This is a genomic window from Anthropogastromicrobium sp., from assembly GCF_037349415.1.
Taxonomy (GTDB): Bacteria; Bacillota; Clostridia; order Lachnospirales; family Lachnospiraceae; genus Anthropogastromicrobium; species Anthropogastromicrobium aceti.
Window position 1 is genome coordinate 32,917 of record NZ_JAXWCK010000020.1, and the last position, 24,237, is coordinate 57,153.

At 39.9% G+C, this 24,237-nt stretch carries 20 protein-coding genes; 9 read left to right on the plus strand and 11 right to left on the minus strand.

The genetic code is table 11. The features are described from left to right. Positions 1-3: 3 nt before the first annotated feature. From WJP93_RS02995 to WJP93_RS03005, 3 genes are all read right to left on the minus strand, one after another. Complete coding sequence (locus WJP93_RS02995) at positions 4-2,184, minus strand: glycoside hydrolase family 36 protein (RefSeq protein WP_337546819.1); 2,181 nt, start codon at positions 2,182-2,184, stop codon at positions 4-6. A 322-nt stretch (positions 2,185-2,506) separates the two neighbouring features. Then, positions 2,507-3,559 carry a transglutaminase domain-containing protein gene (locus WJP93_RS03000; protein WP_337546821.1) on the minus strand — a complete coding sequence of 351 codons (1,053 nt, stop codon included), beginning with the start codon at positions 3,557-3,559 and terminating at the stop codon, positions 2,507-2,509. A 21-nt stretch (positions 3,560-3,580) separates the two neighbouring features. After that, a complete protein-coding gene (locus WJP93_RS03005) occupies positions 3,581-4,456 on the minus strand; it encodes an aminoglycoside 6-adenylyltransferase (RefSeq protein WP_337546822.1) in 876 nt (291 codons plus the stop codon). Between the two features lie 182 nt (positions 4,457-4,638). On the opposite strand from WJP93_RS03005, the gene WJP93_RS03010 reads away from it, so the two are divergent. From WJP93_RS03010 to WJP93_RS03040, 7 genes are all read left to right on the plus strand, one after another. Then, positions 4,639-5,325 (plus strand): response regulator transcription factor, encoded by a 687-nt coding sequence (locus tag WJP93_RS03010; RefSeq protein WP_337546824.1) that lies wholly within the window; start codon positions 4,639-4,641, stop codon positions 5,323-5,325. Between the two features lie 214 nt (positions 5,326-5,539). Continuing rightward, the gene (locus WJP93_RS03015; protein WP_337546826.1) at positions 5,540-6,349 is read left to right on the plus strand and encodes a sensor histidine kinase; all 810 of its coding nucleotides are present in this window, start codon (positions 5,540-5,542) and stop codon (positions 6,347-6,349) included. A gap of 131 nt (positions 6,350-6,480) precedes the next feature. Then, positions 6,481-7,245 carry an ABC transporter ATP-binding protein gene (locus WJP93_RS03020; protein ID WP_337546827.1) on the plus strand — a complete coding sequence of 255 codons (765 nt, stop codon included), beginning with the start codon at positions 6,481-6,483 and terminating at the stop codon, positions 7,243-7,245. Continuing rightward, a complete protein-coding gene (locus tag WJP93_RS03025) occupies positions 7,242-9,299 on the plus strand; it encodes an ABC transporter permease (RefSeq protein ID WP_337546828.1) in 2,058 nt (685 codons plus the stop codon). The genes WJP93_RS03020 and WJP93_RS03025 overlap by 4 nt, the downstream gene beginning before the upstream one ends. 67 nt (positions 9,300-9,366) lie before the next feature. Continuing rightward, positions 9,367-9,726 (plus strand): YccF domain-containing protein, encoded by a 360-nt coding sequence (locus WJP93_RS03030; RefSeq protein WP_118612766.1) that lies wholly within the window; start codon positions 9,367-9,369, stop codon positions 9,724-9,726. 182 nt (positions 9,727-9,908) lie between these two features. Beyond that, a complete protein-coding gene (locus tag WJP93_RS03035) occupies positions 9,909-10,670 on the plus strand; it encodes a DUF4866 domain-containing protein (protein ID WP_337546829.1) in 762 nt (253 codons plus the stop codon). After that, complete coding sequence (locus tag WJP93_RS03040) at positions 10,657-11,997, plus strand: threonine/serine exporter family protein (protein ID WP_337546830.1); 1,341 nt, start codon at positions 10,657-10,659, stop codon at positions 11,995-11,997. The genes WJP93_RS03035 and WJP93_RS03040 overlap by 14 nt, the downstream gene beginning before the upstream one ends. 80 nt (positions 11,998-12,077) lie before the next feature. Here WJP93_RS03040 and WJP93_RS03045 read toward each other — a convergent pair whose 3' ends face one another. After that, a complete protein-coding gene (locus tag WJP93_RS03045) occupies positions 12,078-13,082 on the minus strand; it encodes a calcium/sodium antiporter (RefSeq protein WP_262538781.1) in 1,005 nt (334 codons plus the stop codon). Positions 13,083-13,385: 303 nt separating this feature from the next. Beyond that, positions 13,386-14,774 (minus strand): alpha-glucosidase/alpha-galactosidase, encoded by a 1,389-nt coding sequence (locus tag WJP93_RS03050; RefSeq protein WP_337546832.1) that lies wholly within the window; start codon positions 14,772-14,774, stop codon positions 13,386-13,388. A gap of 169 nt (positions 14,775-14,943) precedes the next feature. Here WJP93_RS03050 and WJP93_RS03055 point away from each other — a divergent pair, with 169 nt between their 5' ends. Next, positions 14,944-15,870 carry an AraC family transcriptional regulator gene (locus WJP93_RS03055; RefSeq protein ID WP_337546833.1) on the plus strand — a complete coding sequence of 309 codons (927 nt, stop codon included), beginning with the start codon at positions 14,944-14,946 and terminating at the stop codon, positions 15,868-15,870. On the opposite strand, the gene WJP93_RS03060 is transcribed toward WJP93_RS03055, so the two are convergent. The 3 genes from WJP93_RS03060 to hflK form a co-directional block, all read right to left on the minus strand. After that, a complete protein-coding gene (locus WJP93_RS03060) occupies positions 15,864-17,222 on the minus strand; it encodes an MATE family efflux transporter (RefSeq protein WP_337546834.1) in 1,359 nt (452 codons plus the stop codon). The two genes, WJP93_RS03055 and WJP93_RS03060, sit on opposite strands and share 7 nt — an antisense overlap. A 163-nt stretch (positions 17,223-17,385) precedes the next feature. Then, positions 17,386-18,264: a protease modulator HflC gene (locus WJP93_RS03065; protein WP_118612772.1), complete on the minus strand. Its 879-nt coding sequence runs from the start codon at positions 18,262-18,264 to the stop codon at positions 17,386-17,388. Between the two features lie 19 nt (positions 18,265-18,283). After that, positions 18,284-19,246, minus strand: a complete 963-nt coding sequence (gene hflK, locus WJP93_RS03070; protein ID WP_337546835.1) for an FtsH protease activity modulator HflK — start codon at positions 19,244-19,246, stop codon at positions 18,284-18,286. Between the two features lie 361 nt (positions 19,247-19,607). On the opposite strand from hflK, the gene WJP93_RS03075 reads away from it, so the two are divergent. After that, positions 19,608-21,116, plus strand: coding sequence for an alpha-L-arabinofuranosidase C-terminal domain-containing protein (locus tag WJP93_RS03075; protein WP_337546836.1), 1,509 nt, complete (start codon positions 19,608-19,610; stop codon positions 21,114-21,116). A 49-nt stretch (positions 21,117-21,165) separates the two neighbouring features. Here WJP93_RS03075 and WJP93_RS03080 read toward each other — a convergent pair whose 3' ends face one another. From WJP93_RS03080 to WJP93_RS03090, 3 genes are all read right to left on the minus strand, one after another. Continuing rightward, complete coding sequence (locus WJP93_RS03080; protein WP_337546837.1) at positions 21,166-21,906, minus strand: helix-turn-helix transcriptional regulator; 741 nt, start codon at positions 21,904-21,906, stop codon at positions 21,166-21,168. Positions 21,907-22,154: 248 nt separating this feature from the next. Then, the gene (locus WJP93_RS03085; RefSeq protein WP_337546838.1) at positions 22,155-22,655 is read right to left on the minus strand and encodes an NUDIX hydrolase; all 501 of its coding nucleotides are present in this window, start codon (positions 22,653-22,655) and stop codon (positions 22,155-22,157) included. An 87-nt stretch (positions 22,656-22,742) separates the two neighbouring features. Beyond that, complete coding sequence (locus tag WJP93_RS03090; protein ID WP_337546839.1) at positions 22,743-24,086, minus strand: GGDEF domain-containing protein; 1,344 nt, start codon at positions 24,084-24,086, stop codon at positions 22,743-22,745. Between the last annotated feature and the right edge of the window lie 151 nt (positions 24,087-24,237).

Here is a 24,237-nt window from a genome sequence, read left to right on the forward strand (position 1 = left end):
AAATTATTTTAACAGCACACTAATTGCTTCCATCTCCTCTGATGGTGTGATGATTAGCTGTCTGCCCTCTACCTTTGCGGTAATAGCGGTTGGTGCATAAACTTCTGCGATCGTGTTTGGGCAGCCCTCTGGCAGATCAATCACAAGCTTTTCTGGAACTTCGCCATGGAAAATATGCGCTGTAACAAATGCACTTTCATGCTTTCCTTCATAGAGCTTTCCTTCCTCACTCTGCACGCGGATCACTGCCTGCCAGCCAGTCAGATGGCGATCACTGCTTCCCTTATGGCTGTAAATATAACTATAACCATCGCGAATTGCTGGTGCTGCCTTTTTATAGAATGCCATTCCATCTTCGATTGCCTTCCACTGCTCTGCGCTCAGTTCAGTCACATCACCAGAGAAGCACATGCGGCCAAGAAACGTACTCGCAACGGTGTAGCCGATACGCTTCACAGAATCAGTCTTTCTGATAACGGCCCAGATCTGGCTCTGTCTCGGCAAAATGCTTCTGTGAAGGGATGCCGCAATAACTGGAATTTCCTCGCACTCGTGCGCATCAGAGAAGGATGCCATGCTGCACTCACTCATCATCAATGGCTCTAACTTATGACCGCCAGATGCACAGTTTTCCAGAATAATTCCCGGAATCTCTTCCTTTACTTTACGCACAAAGTTAACAGATGCCTCACGGTCCCGGCGAAGACCCTCTCCGAGTGATTCCGCACCATCACATCCAATGCCAATCGTATCGTTATAGTCCATCTTCATATACTCAAAATCATATTTTTTGAGCTGACCTATTACCTTGTCTGTTAAGTAGGCAATCGCGTCCGGGTTATTCATATCAAAGAAACGGCGTTCCTTTGTCGTAAGCACCTTTCCGTCACGGTGAAGCATCAGATCCTCACGCTCGGAATAAACGTGGGATTTTGAACCTGCGTTATCAATTTCAAACCAAATACCTGGTTTCATACCTGCCTTACGGATATCCTCACTTACTGCACCAAGACCTTCTGGGAACAAGCGATCTGAAGGAACATAGTCACCCATGCTGCGGCTCCAGTGTACGCCTTCCTCAACAAACCAACCACAGTCAACAACAAAATATTCAAGACCCTTTCCTTTAACAGCTTCAAGGATTCCCTTAATATTTTCGTGGGACGGCAATCCCCATGTGGTGCAATACTCATTAAACAATATTGGAAGATGCTGCTCACTTTCCGGTGCTGCATTTACATACTTCTGTGCATACTGAGTCAGTCGCTGACATGCATAATCTACTGTGCTTCCTGCGCGCTCATCGCTGCAGCAAACAGTAAGAATTGCCTTCGGTGTAGTAAAAGATTCACCCGGCTGGATGGTCTTCATCCACTGTCCAAACTCACGGTCTGCCAGGCCGCCTGAAAATGCCATGCCATCATCTCTGCGGTAAAACTCCATCTGCCAAGAACACTCTATCGCTAACTGCGCTGCCCATACAACGCCTGCCTTTGTGTCTTCTACGGCACCAAATGGAAAATATCCTTTGACTGGCATGGAACCGATCTGGCCGTAACGCGCTGAATTTACCTGCCAGTATGCCCATGATGGCTCAAGCTGCAAATCCTCTGCAGACTCGGTAACAAGGCGGCCTTCCTGACTCCACTTGCTGCGAATGCGGTGAAGCTTTAGACACTCGAATGCATCGGCTTCCTCGAATGGAGAGATTAAGCCAAGAGAAAAGCTTGTCAGCAGTTCGAGAGTAGTTGGAGCATCGTCATTATTGATTATAGTGGTTGTGCTGCCCAGCGCATACTCGCCCTTTGTCCATGTCAGTATGTGAACAAAGTGATGACCTCTGCCATCCTCAAGCCAAGTCTCGATAATTTCTTTTGTACCTTCGGTTTTATGTACCTGCTTTTCAAAGCGGCATTCGTCTACTGTCCCGCTGTTTCGCATACTTGTACCCGGTCCGTATGCACCCGGATAAATGTCATCTAGCAGCTTTACCTGAATCAGGCTATCTCCGTGTAAGCATTTGCTTTCGAGCATTGCGTCAAGATTTTCTGTTAATTCTTTTTCTTTTTTTACTGGAACTAGCATCAACTCGATTTGGCTATCTTCCTTTTCCAGCATGTAGTATGCCGCCATATCGCCAAGTGTAAAGTGGCTGTAGACAGTCGGTTTTATTCCGTTGCCCATTATTTTTTTCCTCCTGCGTTTTCATATAAAAATAAAAATCTATTTGCTATTTTGAGTATAACAAGGTGCGGCAGTTTTGTCTATCTGAAACAATAAAAAAGCCCCGCTTATGCGGGGAATACTCACCAGAAAAGCATATACGTCCCAAAAACGTAGGATCATCCCCGCTTGCGCGGGGAATACATGAAAGCATTCTAATCAAAAGTTTGTTTTAATGTCTTTCTAATACCTAGTATAATACATCACCTCAAAAAGGCAAGTGAAATACTTCGACAAGATTCGACATCATTGTATGACAATTTATAAAAATTTACCCATCAGCTTATAGTAATTCTCCTTCATTTGCCTGCTCTATCTCAACATTATTAACATCATCCACATTCTCCGAGTTTTGCATAGATACTACTGCTGCATCCATATCCTCAAACTCAGCATAAATCACTGCCTGCATCCAGTTTAAGCTTACTTTTGCCTGTTTGCCCTTTTCCTTTGCTGCCTCTTCTATACCAATTAGAAGTTCCTTCAAAATCTCTCTTGTCAGATAACCGCCACGCCAATGAAATAAAAATGGCTTTTTCTTTTTGGCGGCCTGCGCTGCTCTCTTTTTGACTTCTTCCTGTTTGGTAAAAGAAAGTTTCTTTTCTAAGTAATAGAAGTGACTGCCATCCGTGCATGGAACATAATCTGTCATGATTGGCTCATGATCACGGAAAATGGCATCATCACTCAAATTAAAATAATCATGGCGAGTCAGCGTTTTGCTCAAAGATAAATCAAAGGTTGCATCCAGATGATAGTACGTCTTTCCGATCTTTACGATATTCCACGCATGACGATATTTAATTTTCTTTTCCGGATTGGCCTCGGAAATTACGATAATGCACCAAACGCCAAGCGCATCGCACAAAACTTTAACCGACTTTGCAATGCCCTCGCAAACACCCACACCGTGACCGAGTGGACCAATAATTTCATGCGAATATGGCTTTTTTAGTTTATCGTAGTGTATATTTTCACAGATAAAATCGTGAATATATAATTCTTTTTCGAGTTCTGTCTTTGTACTTACGGCTCTCGCAAGCTTTTCTACTCGCGCACTCATCGCCTTTTGCTGCTGGCGAATTGTCTTTTTGTCAAATAAATACTCTGGCAAAATTTCAAGATTGTCGGACTGCGGCCACTTACGCAGCTTAACTGTGACGGCATAAAAAATCTCCGGACAGTCGAGACGTACCAGAAAGAAGATCATGCTAATTCGCGCAGGATCGGCGTACGGCACGAGGAAATGATCCTCAAGTGCCGTTAATCCTGTTTTGATTGCATGATACACAGTCTGTTCCGACTTTTCTAAATGTTGATAGTAAAATGGTTCCATTATATTCTGCTTTATCCTTACTTAATTTTGTTGTGCCAACACCCACGTAAAATATTCCTTTGCGGCATCGGCTTCTGTTTGATTATATGTTGTTCCCAAATATTCGGCAACTACCTTTGCTGTCTCCTCGAATAAATCAATCATCGTTTCTGTTGCTTGCTTTATTGCCTCGTACTCGCAGGATGGTACTGTTTCCAAATAGCGATGCCAAATTTCAGGTGTCAAGTAACGATTCATATATTTATCTGATTTTCCTACGCTGACAGACCAATCGTTCTCTGCACCAATCTTCCAGCCAAGCATTACACTAAGGCACGGACGCACAACATCATAAAGCATGTCCATCGCATAAGTTAGCTCACCGCGAGCAAGACCTTTTCCGATATTATTTAAGCACCAATAAAACTCATTGCATTCACAGCTATATTTATCTGCGGTTGGCTTTTTTACGTAATGATCAGCATCCGTCTCCTCTGGAATATCACAATATCGTCCATCCTTATCTAACAGCACACGACACAACCTGTCAGCACGAATATCCTTATCAGCATAGTCAAATGAACTCACATGAATGTCAAGACGATTTCCATCTGTAAAGATAGCAAGCCAGCCGAATGTATCCTGCGGTGTATACTCTTTTTCTAACAGCAAATCCATGTATTCTGGCATTTGCATATAAAGAACATTTCCAAAATGATTGATCCAATCATGATTTTCATAATAGGGCTTCGTATCAGTCACAACATATACCACATCATAATCCTGAAAACGATCCTTCGGTGCATTAGGATTAGTTCTTGAACCATTCAGATAAACGGCACGCACACGCTCATCATCTTTAGCAACCTGCAAAATCAGATGCATCATCTCTTCCTCGCTTCTCATTGCTGCTTCCATATTTTAATGCCTCTCTTTCTTTATTTTAAACAGACTTTTTGCTAACATTTGTCGTTCTTTTTCCCACTTTGTGTAGTGTCATCATAGCAAATTTTTAAGGTTCTGGCAAGGTTCTTGCCAAAGCTTAAAGCGAATGATAGAATAAAAATTAAAATAAAACTAAGAAAGGACAAAATAATTCAATGGATAATCCAGTATACAAGCTATTAATTGTCGAGGATGATTTAGGCATCGCACAGGCTATTCAGACTCAGGCATCTATGTGGAATTTTGATGTTCGCATCGTTGAAAATTTTCGTGATGTCACTGGTGAAGTTACTTCATTTTCTCCGCATATCATTTTGCTCGACATCACACTTCCATTTTTTAATGGCTACCACTGGTGCAGCGAGATTAGAAAATTTTCACGTGTGCCAATTATTTTTATCTCTTCTGCCGCCGACAACATGAATATCATTATGGCTATGAATCTCGGTGCCGATGATTTTGTTGCAAAGCCATTTGATTTAAATGTTTTACTTGCAAAAATACAGGCACTTCTTCGCAGAAGCTATGATTTTGCGCCAACCTCCAATGTGCTTGCACACCGCGGCGCACTGTTAGATTTAAATGATCACACGCTAAGTTTTAACGGCGAAGATATCCCTTTAACTAAAAATGAATATCGCATTTTGTCCTGTCTGATGGAACAAAAAGGAAAAGTTATCAGCCGTGAAAAGTTAATGGAACGCCTCTGGGAGACAGATCAATTTGTGGATGAAAATACGCTGACAGTTAATATAAATCGTCTTCGAAAAAAGCTAGATAGTGCAGGACTGACACATTTTATCACTACAAAATTTGGTGTCGGATACCTGATTGAAAGTTGAGGAATTTACGATGTCACTATTTTTTTCTTATTTAAAGCAGCAACTTAAATACATTCTGCTATTTTTGCTGTTTTCCATTACCTTTGCCATCACCTTTTTCTTTTATAACTTTCCATTGGAAGCGTTGACTTATCCAACACTTCTGTGTGTCTGTTTTGGGCTTTTCTTTTTCATATGGGATTTTTCAAAGACAAAGACATTACACACAAGGCTGATGGAACTTTCCAATCTAACGGAGCTTTCAGTTGATATGATTCGTGCGCTTCCACTATCAGACTCGATTGAAAACACAGATTATCAGCTCTTGCTATCTGGTCTTGCCGAGCAAATATTGGAGCTGAAAACAGCACAGTCCACTCGCCTTACCGATATGATTGATTATTACACGGTGTGGGTTCATCAGATCAAGACACCAATCTCTTCCATGCGCCTGACGCTTCAAAATGAGGATTCACCGCTAGCGCGCAAGCTTTCCTGTGACTTGTCGCACATTGAACAGTATGTAGAGATGGTGTTAGCATTTCTTCGTCTTGATTCGGATTCAAGTGATTATGTATTTAAGATGCACGAGCTTGATCCACTGCTTCGTCAATCAATTCGACGCTTTTCATCTGAATTTATTAATAGAAAGCTTAGCCTTTCGTACACACCTCCAAGTGATGAAAACGGAACACTACAAATGATTACTGATGACAAATGGTTTTGTTTTGTCATTGAACAACTTCTTTCAAATGCGCTCAAATACACACGAGCTGGAACGATTTCGATCTTCTTTTCGCAGCCAAAGGTGCTGTGCATAAAAGATACTGGTATCGGCATTGCACCTCAGGATCTTCCACGCGTTTTTGAAAAAGGATATACGGGCTGCAATGGACGCACTGACAAAAAGGCAAGTGGTCTGGGACTCTACTTATGCAAACGAATTTGTAAAAATCTTGGTATCGGCATTTCTATCACCTCTGAGGTAGACAATGGAACCTGCGTATATCTTTCTCTTGATCAGTATCCACTAAAAGCTGAATAAAGCAAAAATCTTTATTTCTTACACTACTGTAAGTTTTGGGGCGGAAAATGTAAGCCAATTCAATGGCAATGCATTTTCCGTTTTGTTATACTATGCCTTGTAAGAAAGAATTACAGGAGGTACTTAATACCATGACAATACTTGAAGTAAATGGATTGAAAAAAATATATTCCACCCGCTTCGGCGGCAATAAGGTTGAGGCACTGAAGAATGTAAATTTCAGTGTAGAGCAGGGCGAGTATGTTGCTATTATGGGCGAATCTGGTTCAGGCAAAACAACACTTTTAAATATCCTTGCTGCTTTAGATAAACCAACTGAAGGCAATGTAATTTTAGATGGCAATAATCTGTCAAAATTGAAGGAATCTCAAATCTCAGCATTTCGCCGTGACAATCTCGGCTTTGTATTTCAGGATTTTAATCTGTTAGACACCTTCACACTTGAGGACAATATTTATCTTCCACTTGTACTTGCCGGAATGCCTTACAAAAAAATGCATGATCGTTTGGTGCCAATCGCAGAGCGTCTTGGTATCAGCGCATTACTTAAAAAATATCCATATGAGGTTTCAGGCGGGCAAAAACAGCGTGCCGCAGCTGCTCGCGCATTAATTACAAATCCTAAGCTTATTTTGGCTGATGAACCAACTGGTGCACTCGATTCAAAGGCATCTGATGAGCTGCTTAGTTTATTTTCAGAGATTAACCGCACCGGGCAAACAATTGTAATGGTAACGCATTCTGTCAAGGCAGCCAGCACTGCCGGACGTGTTTTATTTATCCGAGACGGTGAGGTTTTCCACCAAATTTACCGTGGAAATGATACTGATGAACAGCTGTATCAAAAAATTTCTGATACACTGACACTTCTTGCAACAGGAGGTGATCGCCGATGAAAACAGGATTTTATCCGAAGCTTGCCTTCGATGGCATCCGGAAAAATCGCAGGATGTATGTTCCATTTATTTGCACCTGTATTGGAATGGTGATGATGTTTTATATCATTTCTTATCTGCACTACAGTGATACAATTGCATCTATGAATGGCGGCCAGATCATGCGCTCTACGCTTAATTTGGGCAGCATTGTAGTAGGTATTTTTTCCTGTATTTTTCTGTTTTACACAAACTCCTTTTTAATCCGAAGACGAAAAAAGGAATTTGGTCTGTATCACATTCTTGGCATGGGAAAACTAAATATTGCACGCATTTTATTTTGGGAAACACTTTTGACAGCAGTGATTTCTCTTGTTCTCGGCATAGGTTTTGGCATTTTATTTTCGAAGCTCGCTGAACTTGCCATGGCTCGTCTGACACACGCTCAGATTATTTATTCCATGCATATTTCACCAGACTCCATTTTATTTACACTAACTGTATTTGGCTGCATTTTTATTTTACTGTTTTTTAATACACTTCGTCAGGTTCATTTTTCAAATGCTATTACACTTGTCAAAAGTGAATCTGTCGGTGAAAAACCGCCAAAGGGAAATATCCTTTTAGGTCTTCTAGGTATGATTTGTTTAGCTGCTGCCTATTATCTTGCTGTAACAGTTGCAGATCCTGTATCAGCACTTGGCATGTTTTTTATAGCAGTTATTCTCGTAATCGTTGGCACCTACCTTATCATGATCGCTAGCTCTGTTTTATTCTGCAGGCTGCTTCAAAAAAATAAGCGCTACTATTACAAGGCAAATCATTTTGTGTCAATTTCTTCTATGGCTTACAGAATGAAAAGAAATGGCGCTGGACTGGCTTCCATCTGTATCCTTGCTACAATGGTTCTTGTTATGCTGTCCACTACTGTAAGCTTATACTTTGGTATGGATGATGTATTATCTAATCGCTATCCGTATCAATTTAATACGACTGTTTCTTATGATTCCTTCGATATGATGTCTGATGAAAATACAGCATCAATTCTCAAGCTTGCATCTGATGCGATGGATAAATATGAATGCACACAATCCAATGTTTCCGATTATCGGTCTGCCTGTTTTTACGGCTATTTAATTGATAATGACTTTGTATGCGATGCCAAGTTTGACAGCCATTCTGAAACAGCAAATTACCTTGAAGGCACAATGTTTTACTTCGTTCCTCTTTCGGATTACAACAAAATGATGGGCACAAATGAAACTCTTGCATCTGATGAAGCGCTGCTTTTTTCAACTCGGGACTCTGCTTATAATGAAAGCACTATTTCCTTTGAGCATGGCATGACATACACAATCAAAAAGCAAATTGACAAATTTAGACCTGACGGCAACTCAATGGCAAATATTTCTACTATATTTGTCTTAATCGTTCCAGACATTCATGCGGCAGTTGATGCCATTGCAGCATTGCCTGGTAATGAAAAGTCTGTTTACTTTTATTGGCACTATAACTTTGATACCAACTTAAATCGTGATGATCAGATTTTGCTGGCAAATGATCTTTCATCCACTATCTCTGATTTTTTCACACAAAGCTATAAACAAAACACAGGAATTATGCGCTGCCAGTTTGAAAGCCGTGCTGCTAATTATGAAGAGTTTTTAGCAGACTTTGGAAGCTTATTTTATCTGGCAATCGTTTTAAGCATTGTTTTCTTAATTGCCGCTGTTTTGATTATCTATTACAAGCAGATTTCAGAAGGCTATGAAGATCAGGCACGTTTTGATATTATGCAAAAAGTAGGCATGACAAAGCGCGAAATTAAAAAGAGTATCAACTCCCAGCTTTTGACTGTATTTTTCCTTCCACTTGTCGGTGCCGGCATTCATCTGATTTTTGCCTTCCCGATGATTAGAAAAATACTGCTGCTGTTTAATTTAACAAATCTGCATCTATATACAATCGTTACGTTAATCAGCTTTGGAGCATTTGCGCTCTTCTACACAATTGTGTACCGCATCACATCAAATGCATATTATCATATTGTAAGTGGTGCCTCTAACAGCAGATAATCTTGACTTTCTCACAAAAAATGTGTATTCTCTTCTTAAATTAGTGTAAGAAAGGAAGGAAAATTTTATGGGTTGCCTTGGAAATATTATATGGATGCTCTGCGGAGGTCTTGTCAGTGCACTAGGATATTTAATTGCCGGATGTATCTGGTGCATCACCATTGTGGGAATCCCGGTTGGCATGCAATGCTTTAAGTTAGCTGGACTGGCACTTTTTCCGTTTGGAAAGGATGTTACATACGGTGGTGGACTTGGAAGCTTTTTACTAAATATCATCTGGGCCATTTTCTTTGGTATCCCGATTGCACTGCACTCTCTGTTATGGGGCTGCATCATGTGTATCACCATAATCGGTATTCCGTTTGGTCTGCAGCATTTTAAAATGGCAAAGCTTGCTCTGATGCCATTTGGAACAGTTGTTTATTAATTTTTTGAAAGAACCATGATTGATCAAGGCAATTTTATCATGGTTCTTTTTTGACTTTTCTCATTATTTAACATTATTTTTATACTTTTTAATTATAAATATTGTACAGTTTTTAATCTTTACTTTCTATTTTTCTAAGAGTATAATGTAGCCGAAATAAAAAAGAAAGGACTGTATCAGAAATGGCAGAAAAAACAATTTTTCCAAGAGAAGAAAAATCAGAAGCATTATTTAAAAAGATTTTATCAGATCCCTGGGCCTGTGAAAAGCTTCAGGAAACTTTCTGTAAATACCTTTTTTGCAGTGAAGATGAGGCTACACCACTCTCTGCACACGATTTTACGCAAGCATTATTCAACGCATATGACAACAGAGATCTGTCAGCTTTTCTAATGGCAATTTGTCAGCATTCACTGTTTGACCTTTTAAGGAATTCCTATTTAATCCCATTTCGCTTTAACGCAGATGGCAAACAAAATCCAGTAATAATGACAGATGACAATGGCAACCTGCTCCCTGAATATAAAAAAGCATTCCACCAAAAAGAATATGAACATTTTCGTGAAGTTTATAACACTCTCCCAAATAAGAAAAATCTCTATCTGGCAAAAGCTTACTGCTACACACATTCGTATGACCCGGAAATAAGCGCATCAACGCAGATTGTTCTTCAAGAGCATACAGGCATTCTTTTAATTCGTGAGCTTCCTGACACTGTAAAGCAGCAGGAAACAGAAGCTCAGGCTTACTGTGCTGTCTGGGATTTAATGACTGATCTGGAAAAAGAACTCCCAATGGCATTTGTCTTTTATGGACAGGACACGCTTACTGAACATGACAAACGCTATGATGAACTTGGTATTTTCCTTCCAAATTCACACTTCTTAAAGCATCTGGAAAAACACGTTCAAAGAGCCGAGGAAATCATTTATGCAGCAAACTAATTTTACTGATATCATGGAAAAAAACCACATGGAAATTCCATGGCATGATTACACGCAAAATAATGGCAATATTTTGATCAACCAAGCCGGACTTATTGAAAAGGCATCTGTCATTGGCCGCGTTGGACTAATTATGCTATCCTGCGGAACTGGTGCTTGGCGCGTTCGTACTTCCATGAACAGGCTTTCAAAAAGTCTTGGTGTAACTTGTACGGTCGATGTCGGATTAATGTCGATTGAATTTAACTGCTTTGATGGAAAGGATTGTGTATCGCAGTCTTTAAGCATTGCCAACACAGGTGTCAATACTTCAAAGCTTTATCGAATGGAACAATTCGTTGACAGCTTTCCAAAAGAAGAGGTTCACTTAACTGGCGAAGAAATTCACAAGCGTCTTGATGAAATTGAACGAATTCATGCAATCTACTCTCCAGTTAAGCTCGGACTGGCAGCAGCTCTTGCATGCTGCGCATTCACTTTTCTTCTTGGCGGTGGACCTGTGGAAATGATTCTCGCCTTTCTCTGTGCAGGCATTGGAAATGTGATCCGAACAAAGTTGATTAAACATAACTTCACACTTTTCTTAAATATAGCTGTATCCATTTCCTGCTCTTGTCTGCTTTACAGTATACTGTTAAAGCTTGCGGAGATTCTTTTCCACGTCTCTGCACTCCATGAAGCCGGTTATATTTGCTCAATTTTATTTATCATTCCAGGTTTTCCGTTTATTACAAGTGGAATTGACCTTTCAAAATTAGATTTGCGCTCTGGTCTTGAACGACTAAGCTATTCGATTATCATTGTACTAGTTGCTACGATGACTGCATGGATTATGGCATTGCTGCTGCACCTGCAGCCGTTAAATTTTACATCTCTTAATCTTGACCCAATACTTCTTTTAATTTTACGATTACTCACAAGCTTTTGCGGTGTTTTTGGGTTTTCCATAATGTTTAACAGCCCCGTTAAAATGGCTGCTATCGCTGCTGTAATGGGTGCACTCTCTAACACTCTTCGTCTTGAACTTGTTGATCTGACTGGCATGCCAACTACCGCTGCCGCTTTCATAGGTGCTTTAACAGCCGGGCTGCTTGCTTCTCTTATCAAAAACTACAATGGTTATCCTCGTATATCACTGACCGTTCCTTCCATTGTCATCATGGTTCCTGGGCTTTACTTATATCGTGCTTTTTACAATTTGGGAACCATGTCTCTAGTCGATGCATTTTCATGGGGTGCTGCAGCGATTATGATTATAATTGCTCTTCCTCTCGGATTAATTTTTGCAAGAATTTTTACTGACCGCACTTTCCGATACTGTTCATGATTCATTTCTTTTTTTACCTATTGCACAAGAAAAAGACAGAACCGACAATCATAGATTGATACCGGCTCTGTCTTTTACATTTATCGAAGAATGATATAAACCGCATAAACTAAATACATTGCTACCATTGCGATTCCTTCTTTTCTGCTGATCTTTTTCTTTGTCGCTGCAAAAATCCATACAACAACTGAGAATACTACTAAAATGATAATATCAATCACATTTTCGCGAATCAGGCTGACTGGATTGATTGCCGATGCAATTCCAAGGACCATTAAAATATTAAATATATTTGATCCGACTGCATTTCCTACTGCCATATCAACCTCGTTTTTGCGCGCTGCTACAACAGATGTAACCAGCTCTGGAAGTGATGTTCCAATAGAAACAATAGTAAGTCCTACAAGCGTCTGACTCATTCCAAGATCAATTGCAATGCGGCTTGCCGTATCTACAGTCAAATCTCCGCCAATTGCAATTGCAATTGCACCGCCAACGATATAAATGATGCTCTTAGGATATGACATTACCTTTAACTCTTCTGCGTCAAATTCGTCATTTGCTTCGACTTCTTTTCCCTCTGCTCTTGCCTTCATCGCACTTTTTATCATCAGTCCAATATAGCCTGCGAAAAGGATAAGAAAAAGGATTCCATCAAAATGGCCAAGTGTCATGCCAGATGCATCACCGACTGCAATCATTCCAAGACCAAGCAGCAATAATGCACAGATAATTGAAAACGGAATATCGCGCGTTACTGTCTCTCTTTGCACATAAATTGTAGAAAGAATAGAACAGACACCGATAACAAACATCAAATTGAAAATATTTGATCCGACTACATTACTGATGGCAAGTGTATTGTTATCTACTAAAGATGCAGTTACACTGACAGCTGTTTCAGGAAGTGATGTTCCCATTGCTACAATTGTTAATCCGATAATAATGGACGGCACTGCTAGCTTCTTTGCTACGCTTGAGCTTCCCTCCACAAAAAAATCCGCTCCTTTTACCAAAAGTGCAAATCCTACTACAAGAAGCAGAATTACAACGAAAAGCGGTGCACTGTTGATGAAATCACCCATCATTTCCTCCTTTTTTATTCCGCAGGATCCACTATTAACAATTAAAAAAGACCCATGTATGCGTACACTAAAAAAACGCATACATGAGTCTCATTCTTTAAGATTTGCCAGGCAAAAGCCGGGGTTGTTGACAAACCACGATTATCGCGAACTACTCCCTCACGGAATATTATTTTGTTTTTTTGCTAACTAATTTGTTAACGCAGAATACTATACCATATACACCGAAGGAAAGTCAATCACAAATTTTAGCCATTCACCTTCGGGCTTGCCTCAATATTGGCTTATCCGTAAACTGTAACGTTAATTCCAGCCATCCGGCAGATATTTCTTTGTGTTTGCAATCATCGTGCGAAGCAGCTTGTCAGCATCATCTTTGCTGCAGGTAACAAGCGGATCACGGCGAAATGCACGAAGCATAATATCGTAATCACATGTAAGTGCAGCCTTTAAGACATCCTCGTGGTTCATAACGTGCGGAAGCATCAGCTGTCTGATATCTTCTGTCAGATTTCCTGCAAATATAGGTGCGATGCTATCTCTTGAAAATACGGCATTTGTCTCTACTACTGCAGATGCTGGAAGATTTGGAATTTGACCTGCAGTATTTGGAATATTGACATTGCTGATCATGCGTGTCAGTCCGCACAGTGCCTTGATTAATAAAATACCTTCCTCGCCTGATGGAATTAATTCAACCTTTTCCTCACCAGATACAAGCTTTTTACTTTTTTCAAGACGCTTCTTTAAATCTTCTTTTCTCCATGCAACAGTTGTCAAACCAAACTTCCATGAAGCGACAGTTTCTGGATCTTTTAAATAAATCGGAGGCACAAACTCTGCCAGATGACGATCTCCTGCTGCTGCAATCCAGCCATATTTCTTGAACAAATCAAATTTTACGCGATGTGCACAGGAAAATGTTGAGTTCATCCAATTTTTATCTTTCTCCTCAAAACCTTCCTCAAAGTGCTTTTCTATAAAGCTGCGATATACTGGGAACAAATCAATTCCTTTATAGGATGCACTATCAAACCATGTAAAATGATTAAGGCCAAGTACATTTACTATAACTTCATCTCGTTTGATATCAGCAATGCCAAGCTCACGCTCTGCAATTTGTGCCAGAAGTTTTTGTGTTCCAAATACTTCATGGCAGCAACCAAATGCTTTGATCTGCGGAAATACGTGGTATAATGTCTTTACACATAATGACATCGGGTTAGTATAATTGATAACCCATGCCTGTGGCGCATAATCGCGAATTGCCTCTGCGATTGTAACAAACATAGGTATTGTTCGCAGTGCACGTACCATTCCGCCAGGACCTGCTGTATCACCGACAGACTGATAGATACCATATTTTTCTGGCTCATGCACATCAGACTCCATCTCATCAAATGTACCTGGAAGAATTGAAATCACAACAAAATCACTGCCTGTCAGTGCCTCTTTTAGTGTATCCGCCACAATATACTTCCACTTGCCTACTGCCTCTTCTCTTTCGGATATGCCATTTCCGATAATCTCATTTGCCTTTGCCGCTTCCTTGTCAATATCGTACAAAACGATTGTTCCGCCAAGTGCTGGTTCTAATGCCAAATCGCGCATAAATGTCCATGCCCATCCTCGTGAGCCGCCTCCAATATAGGCGATGCGCAGATCCTTTACCGCATTATCCTTGTAAGTCATAGTTTTTCCTGCCTTTCTTTTTTTCTCTTGTCAACTCTTGTTGTACTTGCTATTATAAGAATATCTTTGATTTTTTTCTTGCTGTTTTTTGGCTTTTTATTGTCAAAATACAACAATATTGACCTAATACGTAACTTACAACAAATAGAATCAGAAAGGATCTTTTATTATGTCTGAAAAACAGAATGCATCTGATACCGTTACTGTCCTTCCTCCATCTCCCTACGGAATTTGCTTTGACTTAAAAACAGACCGTTTTCAGCTTGAGGAGGCAACGCGCAGCGGCTCTTTCGATATGAAATACCGCCACTACCATTCCACTTATGAAATTTACTATCTTTTAGAAGGCAACCGCTATCATTTCATTGACCGCAATATTTTCTTTGTTCAGCCTGGAAGTCTTGTCTTCATTGCCAAAAACAGGATTCACAAAACCTCTCCTGCAGAACAGCATTTCCATCGCCGTTTCTTAATTGAGATTGAAGAGACAGTCATGGAGCAATGGTTTACAGAAATGGCAGGCGGACGCCTATGCTCACTCTTTACAGATGAGATGAGTATTATTACACTAACTGCTACACAACAAGTTTTCTTAAACGCAAAGCTCGACGCAATAAAACAGGAAGCTTTCCAAAAAAGGGAAGCCTTCGAGGAAATGATTGAATATCTGCTTCGTGAAATTTTATTATTTTCTTTCCGCATTAAATCTGAAGGCAATGCTGCACATATTTCTGCCAAAAACCTAATCGGTTCAGAAACTGAAAAGATCCGCACAGTCAACCGTGTTGCCGGTTATCTGGCGGATCATTATCAAGAAAGCAGCTCACTTGATGAGCTTGCATCACGCTTTTTTACAAATAAATTTTATTTAACGCGCATTTTTAAGCAGGTTACAGGCTTTACAATCCGTGAATACTTGCATATTCAGCGAGTCCAAAAGGCACAGGAATTTCTTCGCTCTAGCCTGCTTCCCATCACCGAAATTGCATTAATGGTTGGGTTTGAAAATGTCAGCTATTTTGAAAAAATCTTTAGGCGATATTGTATGCAGTCGCCAAGAGAATATCGTGTATCACAAAAAGCAGAATCTCATTGATTTGCATTCATTTTGTTGACTGTATGTATCATTTTCTTTCTAATATAAATACAATACGGTGCCTGCCATCCAAGCATAACAATCCATCCTGCAACACACGCAAAGCCGACACCTACAAGACCAATTCTCGGTACAAGTAAAAATGTAAAAATGACGCGAAATGTAATCTGTGTGAGTGTTCCATAAAGCGTCATCTTCATTTTTCCGACACCGCGCAAAAATCCCTGATGGGCGTTTGTAACACCTGGCAGCCAATAGAAAAATGCCATTACTGCGAAGTAGCGGCTTCCCTCTAAAAGCATCTGTTTAGAATCTCCAAACAATCCAATCAGTTGCTTGTCAAATAAAAGAAGCACTGCACATATAAATACAGCATAACAAATCTCTAGCATAATACCGCTTCGAAAACCATCCTTAATTCGCTTTGGCTTTTTTGCGCCATCATTTTGTGCTGTAAATGTCATCATTGCATTTGAAATACTTCTTCCTGGTACAAGTGCAAAATCTTCTATCTTGCCGACTGCATTAAATGCTGCCATTGCACCAACACCAAGCGTATTGATCGCGCCCTGAATCAAAAGCTTTCCAAGTGGCTGACTGCACTGCTGAAGTGATGACATACCACCATATTGTACTGTCATCCATATCAATCGTTTGTTTGGCTTAAAATGTTCTCTCTTTAGATGAAGAATCGGTACGCGAAAATAAACATAAACTACGCAAAGCACAGCTGACACTGCCTCTGCAATCACCGTTGCCATACCTGCACCAGCCACACCCATATGAAGCCCTGCTACAAACAGCACATCTAAAGCACCGTTTAAGACAGAGGCAAGTACCAGAAAATAGACTGGCGTTTTTGCATCTCCGACACTTCGAAGCGATGCCGCATAAATATTATAAAGACAAGTAAATGGCATTCCAATAAAGATAATATGAAGATAACTTTCTGCAAGCGGTAATATATCAGTCGGTGTCTGCATCAGTTTTAAGATTCCCTCTGAGGCAATCAAGCCTCCCAAAAGAATGATTGCTGACAACCCCATCACAAGAAGAAGTGTCATTCCTACCTCGTGCTTTAATTCTTCCGTTTTTCCTGCACCAAAGCAATTACTCATAATTACGGATGCACCAATACATAGTCCTGTGACACCAAGAATCAGTAAATTCATGACTGGGTCTGAGGTACCTACCGCCGCAAGAGCATCCTGCCCGGCAAACTGCCCCACCACAATCGAATCTACCATGTTGTATGTCAGCTGAAATAAATTTCCCCATATCAGCGGTATTGCAAATGCAATTAGCTGCTTCCATATTGTTCCTTTTGTTAAATCCTTAGTTGTTGTTTTCATTGATTTCTCCACTTACTGTAAAGCTCGATCTTACAGCTATGCTCTTTTGTTTTTTTATCATATTTTGCCATGTAATTTTATTTTATCAAATTTTGAATAACTCGGCAATACAAAAACGGGCAGCTTTACGCCGCCCGAATTTTATCTTTTTACTTTCTCAATTTTAATTTTCCTCTCCCATAAAGATTGATGCAAGTGGTGAATCCTTTGGAAGAATCAATGTCTTATCGCTTCCGCTCATGGCTGTCTTTGCTGCCTCTAATGCACGGTCAAATTCATAAAACTCTGCTCGCTCTGGCGTGTTATACGCATCTCCTAAAATACGCATGTACTCGCTTTCGCCCTCTGCTATTGTGTTTGCTGCCTCTGCCTTTGCATCTGAAAGCATAATTGAAATCTCTTTGTCTGTGCTGTTTCTGATTTTCTTTGCCTCTGAATCACCTTCTGCCTGATAGCTTGCAGCGATCTGATTACGCTCTGAAATCATACGCTCGTATACGGCTGCCTTGTTGTCCTCTGGCAGATCAAGCTGTTTGATCTCTGCCATTAAAATCTTTACGCCATAGGAGTCCATTGAATTTCCGACCTTGCTCATAATAAGTTCCTTTAATTCGCCGTCTCTTGCAGCAATGACTTCATTTTGCGTCAGGGTGCTGATTGCATTTTTTGTTGCGTTAAATACAGCAGCATCAATACGGCCTTCAGCGTTACTTACAGAACGATTTAATGTCTTTGAAAACAATATAGGATCACTGATCTGCCATAATACATAGCTGTCTGCAATCATTGTTTTCTTATCCTTTGTGATGACATCCGACGCTGCCATATCATACAAAAGAATTTCCTTTGGAAGTGTCTGTTCGCTGTCTAAAAACGGAACCTTGAAGCTTAATCCAGCCTCTGTTTTAATACTGTTAATTTTTCCAAATCTCATAATTAATGTATATTCATTTTCCTTTGTCACTACAAGTGATGACAGCCCGCAAATGACTGCCACAAAAGCTGCGACTCCTATTACAATTCGTTTTGTTGTCTTTTTCATGTAACGTTTCCTCTCTTTTTTACTTACTTGTTGAGCTGCTGTCTGCTGGAGACGCACTGCTCTGTACGTTTTGTTCGCTCACAGAATTTAATTGCTCATGAAGCATTGTTGTCGTGGAATCTGTTCCATCAATAATCACGCGAAGCTGCGGCAGGATACCCTCCATTGCCTCGTAGAACATTCTCTTTTTAGTAACTTCTGGATTTTTCTCATATTCCTCAAACTTAGCATTAAACATAGCTACCTGCGCATTTGCCTCATTGATTCGCTCCTGCTTTGTTGCTTCTGCTTCCTGTAAAATCTGATCGGCATCGGCCTCCGCTATTGGCAGCTTTTCATTTCGATACTTATTTGCATTGTTTATGCTTGTTTCTTTTCCCTGCTTTGCCGTCTCAACTGCCTTAAATGCCTCCATGACTTCTGCTGTCGGCGGCTCTGAATCCTGAATGGAAATATTCACAAGCTGCAGACCAACATTATAAAGGTCAAGCTGCTCAGTAATCATTTCCTTAATTCTTGACTGAATCTCGCCCTTTCCTGTTGTCAAAACAGAATCTACATCATAATTGCTGATTGCGGCGCGAATACAGCTTTGCGCAATGTTCTGCAAAATAAGATCTGGATCTTTCGATGCATATACGGCCTTTACCGGATCAGATACACGATACTCAAGATAAAAGTCCACATCAACGAAATTAAAATCAGATGTAATCATAATAGATTCATCTGCAACCACATCATTGTTATTGTCGTAACCGATACGCAGACTCTGAATCGTCGTGTTCACCTTCGTTACATGCTGCACAAATGGAATCTTAAAATGAAGTCCCGGATCAGTAACTGCATGGCTGACACCAAATGTCGTCACAACTGCCTGCTCCTGTTCATTAATCGTATAAGTCGCATTTCCTGCACCAGCTGCACAGACAATGACAACTGCCGCTGCCACCCCTGCAATCGCTCCTTTTTTCTTTTTGCTCATATTGTTTTCTCCTTTTCTTCTGGACCTTGGTATGTATGACATAAAGGGTTTGGTAATAAAAAAAGACCCTTACTGCATGGCAAATACACACATGCAGTAAAAGTCTTGCTATTCATATCTGCGGATCTTCTGATCGTCCTGACGCCTGATATTATACCCGGGTACCAGCTACTCCCCTTTACTTGTATCGTAGTATAGCAAATTGTTAATTCTTTGTCAAGTGATATATACTTTCTAATCTGACGGCACAGTATCAAAAATATCGTTAAAATAGTATAAAAACAATTCAAACTTGCGTATACTCAAAAGCAATAAAAGCTTTTAGGCAATCACAATAATTGAAATTAGGAGGTACTCAAATTTGAAACTTCACGTAAATCCAAAGAGACTTGTAGGACAACGCAATCCAATGCTGTATGGTCATTTTATTGAGCATTTTCATCGTCAAATTTACGATGGTATTTATGATCCAGAAAATTCATTATCCGATGAGGATGGCTTTCGAACTGATATTATCGACGCAATGAAAAAGATCAAAGTTCCGATTCTTCGATGGCCAGGTGGCTGTTTTGTATCTTCATATCATTGGAAGGACGCTGTAGGAAAAAACAGACAGCCATTTTTCGATAAAGCATGGCGTGTCGAAGATCCCAACACTTTTGGGACAGATGAATATATTAAAATGTGCAGAAAGATTGGTTGCGAACCATATATTTGCACAAATGCAGGCACTGGAACAGCGGAGGAGATGAGCGACTGGGTAGAATACTGCAATCTGGAAACAGAAGGAAAATACGCAAAATGGCGAATCGCAAATGGTCATGAAAAACCTTATAACGTCAAATATTGGAGTATCGGAAACGAAAACTATGGAAATTGGGAAATTGGTGCTAAAAGTTCCGATGAATGGTGGCGTTTGGTCAAAGAAGCAGCAAAAATGATTCTTCATGTATCTCCGACTGTCGAATTATCAGCAGCAGCACTTTCTGATATTGATTGGACACTAAATTTACTCAAAAACTGTGGTTCTTACTTAAAATGGGTATCACTCCATGGCTATTGGGATATGGTTCCTGAAAAAAATGAACTGGCAAATTATACTCAATGTATGGCTTACACAGATCAGGTAGACCGTGCTGTAAAAGATGTTCGAGGACTGCTCACCGCTCTTCATCTAGAAAAAAATATTAAAATTGCATTCGATGAGTGGAACTTGCGAAGCTGGCATCATCCAAATGTGCATACAATTCAGCAAGGAATCGACAAAGACAGCTATGTAACACCTAGAAATAAAAATGACGATAATTCCTCTTATACCATGGCAGATGCAGTTTTCACAGCATGCTTTTTAAATGCGATGAACCGAAATTGCGATATTGTCGGTATGGCAAATTTTGCTCCCATTTTAAACACCAGAGGCTGCATTTACAGCTACAAAGACGGCATTGTGCTAAGAAGCACTTACCATGTATTCGACTTATATGTAAACTATATGGGAGATCTTGTTTTAGATGACTGGCAAGAAGGCGAACACCCAAAGCTTACCGTAACCGCAAAAAACGGAAAACAAGTGACAACCGAGCTTCTTGATATTGTCGCTACACAGCATTCTGAAAATGGAATGATCTCAGTCTCTATTGTAAACAAAGATCCTGAACATGCCCAAACACTCTCAATCTGTTTCGATGAAATGAATCTGTCGTTCTGCCAAGTACAGGAACATCGAATTACCGGAACAGATGTAGACTCCTATAACGATATCAATCACAATGAAGTCATGATTGAAACACTTCCTGCAAAAGAAATTCAAGGAACCTATGAAGCAGTATTGCCTGCACATTCTATCAATGTAATTGATTTTAAATTTTAAACATAGAAAGAGTCACTTTAGCTGCCACATTTGCTCTAATACAATCTTGTCAGCCAAAGTGACTCTCACGAAATTCTTTTGGCGTCATTCCTGTTTCTTCTTTGAAACATTTAGTAAAAAAACTTTGGTTTGAAAATGATAGATATTCTGATATTTCCTGCAATTTATAATTTGAATACTGCAAAAGTTCTTTTGCCTGCCGTATTCTCTCCCTGCGAATATAAATCTCTAAAGAACACCCCTCATATTGTTTAAATAACCTGCAAAGATAATCTCCATTTACACCTACAGCCTCATATACTTCGAACATTTTTACATTATGAAGATGCTTATAAATATAGTCCTTCGCATTTTCTACGTAACGATTCTTATGAAGTGTTTTTTTCAATAAAGATACTTGTCGTGCAAATTCTTCTTCATATTCACCAATTTTTTTCCGAATAATCCTTTCATCAACATAATTTTCAATTTCACAAATATAATTATCCGCCATAGTAAACGCTAATTCTGGATTTAATCCACCACGAATTGCCGCCCTTGAAGCCAATGTAATTACAATGATTGCCATATTCTTTGCATTCCTAAGATCATCGCTTGCTACTCGCCCAAGTTGCCCTTCAAACTTTTCCTTCTGACAGTTACGCAGTTTACCGATATCTCCCTTTTCAATACTAGATAGCTTCCTCTGTTCATGATCATATGGATTATGTGGAATTTCAGTTTCCTGCATATCAAATATTTGATTCGTAATCTTTTGATTTATCGAACTAACGGTTTCTTCCTCTCTCATGATCTCCTCTTTCTTCATTTTTGCAAGCCTGCTGCTTATCTTATATTCTTTTCTTAATCTTATCTTACTCTCCTCAAAAAAACAACAGGAAAATTCGTGAACGTAGCCTTGTTCATCACTTACTCTTAAACAAATAAAAAGCAGCAGTTTCTTGCTAACTGCCGCCTTTTATTTGTTTAGGTTAACTATTAAAACTTAATTTCGTCTGCAAGATCAATTATATTTCAAGCTCTTGATTATTCAAACACTTATTCAAACACTTTCTTTATACTGCTATAATGCAAAAAAATTCCCTGTTTGTCTAGTTCCTTGATCTCATCTAGTGTCGCTAAGCGGTACCCCATTGTCTCTTCTTCCTGAAGCTTTAAATCGCTCTCGTTAAAATCAAGTTCAAAACGGTACACATCGACAAAATAATTATCGCCTTCGTCCGGGTTGTCACGGCGATATGTAAAACGATAGCCATCAGGGCAATTGGACACATCAAGACCTGTCTCTTCACGGATTTCTCTTGCAACTGCCACTTTGGAATCCTCGCCTGCCTGTACAGCACCGCCTGAAACCTCCCACCAGCCTGGGGCCCAAGCCTTTGTCATGACTCTTCTTGTAATTAAAAAGCGTCCGTCTGGGCGATGAATGACACCGAGCACGGTCAGATGATACTCACCGTTTTTTAAATTCCAGTCATTTCTCTTCATTGTGCGTCCGGTTTGTTTTTTGTCTGAATCGTAGATATCCCAAAGTTCCATCTTATTGTGTTCTCCTCATCTAACCTTTTTTTGTACAGCAATACCTCAAATGTCTTTTCCATCACCATCTGATGCTAGTTTAAGCTATCAGTAAAAACCGCAGTTATGTCTTCCGTGTTCTTTTATGTAGTACAGTGCCGCATCTGCATCATTAGAAATTGAACCCTTTGGATTTTTTCTGTCTGAGAATGCCACACCAACACTTAAAGACACTGCTGGAAGACTATCTGTTGGATTGCTCAATTCCTCGTTTGCTTCCTCAATCTTCTTTTGGATCGTGCAGCGTTTATCACTTGCTGAATTGACCATGATTACTGCAAATTCATCTCCGCCGATTCTGCATACGTAATCAATATTTCGAAATTGTTTTTTTAAGATAGATGCTACCTTTCTTAAAATCTGGTCACCTATTCCATGACCAAAAGTATCATTTACCTCTTTGAATACATCCACATCTACAAGAATCAGCGCAAATGGACTCTCACCTGTTTCGTAAATATGAATAAGCTTGTCAAAGGAACCTCTGTTTAACAGATCTGTCAGCGGATCATGCTCTGCCTCATGGCGAATCAGCTTTTCTGTCTCCTTATTCGCTACATAAATTTCATTATACGTGACAGCAAGATTTTGCAGTTCAACAGCCCCTATTACCGGCAAGATTTCACCAAGCTTGATGCTTTCATCGTAACTGATAAGCGGCTTTACAATCAGCAGGTGAGTCATTACATATGAGCCTATCATAAGAATCACCATTAAAACAATTCCGATTTGTAATTTTGAATACATGCTGGAAAAAATCGTCATAGTTTTTCCCTGATAATGTCTTGTCTGGCGAATCAATTTTGCTTCACAGTTTGTCACTTCCTCGGCGATTATATCTTTCATTTCCTGATACGATTCCTCAGTGACAAGATACTGTGCCTTTTTTATTTTCTCATCGTCAGACAATTCTTCATCCTCTTTGGAAAGTTCTACTGCCTTGATTTCGTCCGGCCAGCTGCTTTGCAAGACATCATTTGCCTCACAGACAAGACGCATGGCATAGTACTCTGTCGTCATGAGTTCTAGTGAAGTGTCAAGCGCAGCTTTTAATGATGAAAAGGATGCAGTTTTGTCAAAATATGTTTTAAATGTATCAAGTGCATTTTCCCGGCTCTTAACCTGATTGGCCTCAACAAAATATGCGTCCATATATGATGTGTCGCCTGTCATGACATACATTCTTACCTGTTCGGTAAGATAATCAGCGCCTTTTTCAAGCTGCTGCGCTGCTTTTTCGCCTTGAATGTACTGCTCTGTTGACTCATTCATTGCAAAAAACTCATTCTCGCCCTGTATTATAAGAAAGACAAATGCCAGTGCCAAAAACAGTGTAATCCAAATCCCAAAGCGGCTCACTTTTCGTATCTCAATTTTCCTTTTTGCCCCCATACCTGCTCCTTTCAACATTTTTATACGCATTCTGCATCATTTTATTTTTACATGTTGCATTGTATGCAGCAGCAAAAAGGATATACAGACTGTCACACAAATCATAATACGTAACTATTCAGAACCCCATTCGCAAAATCGCATCTTCGAT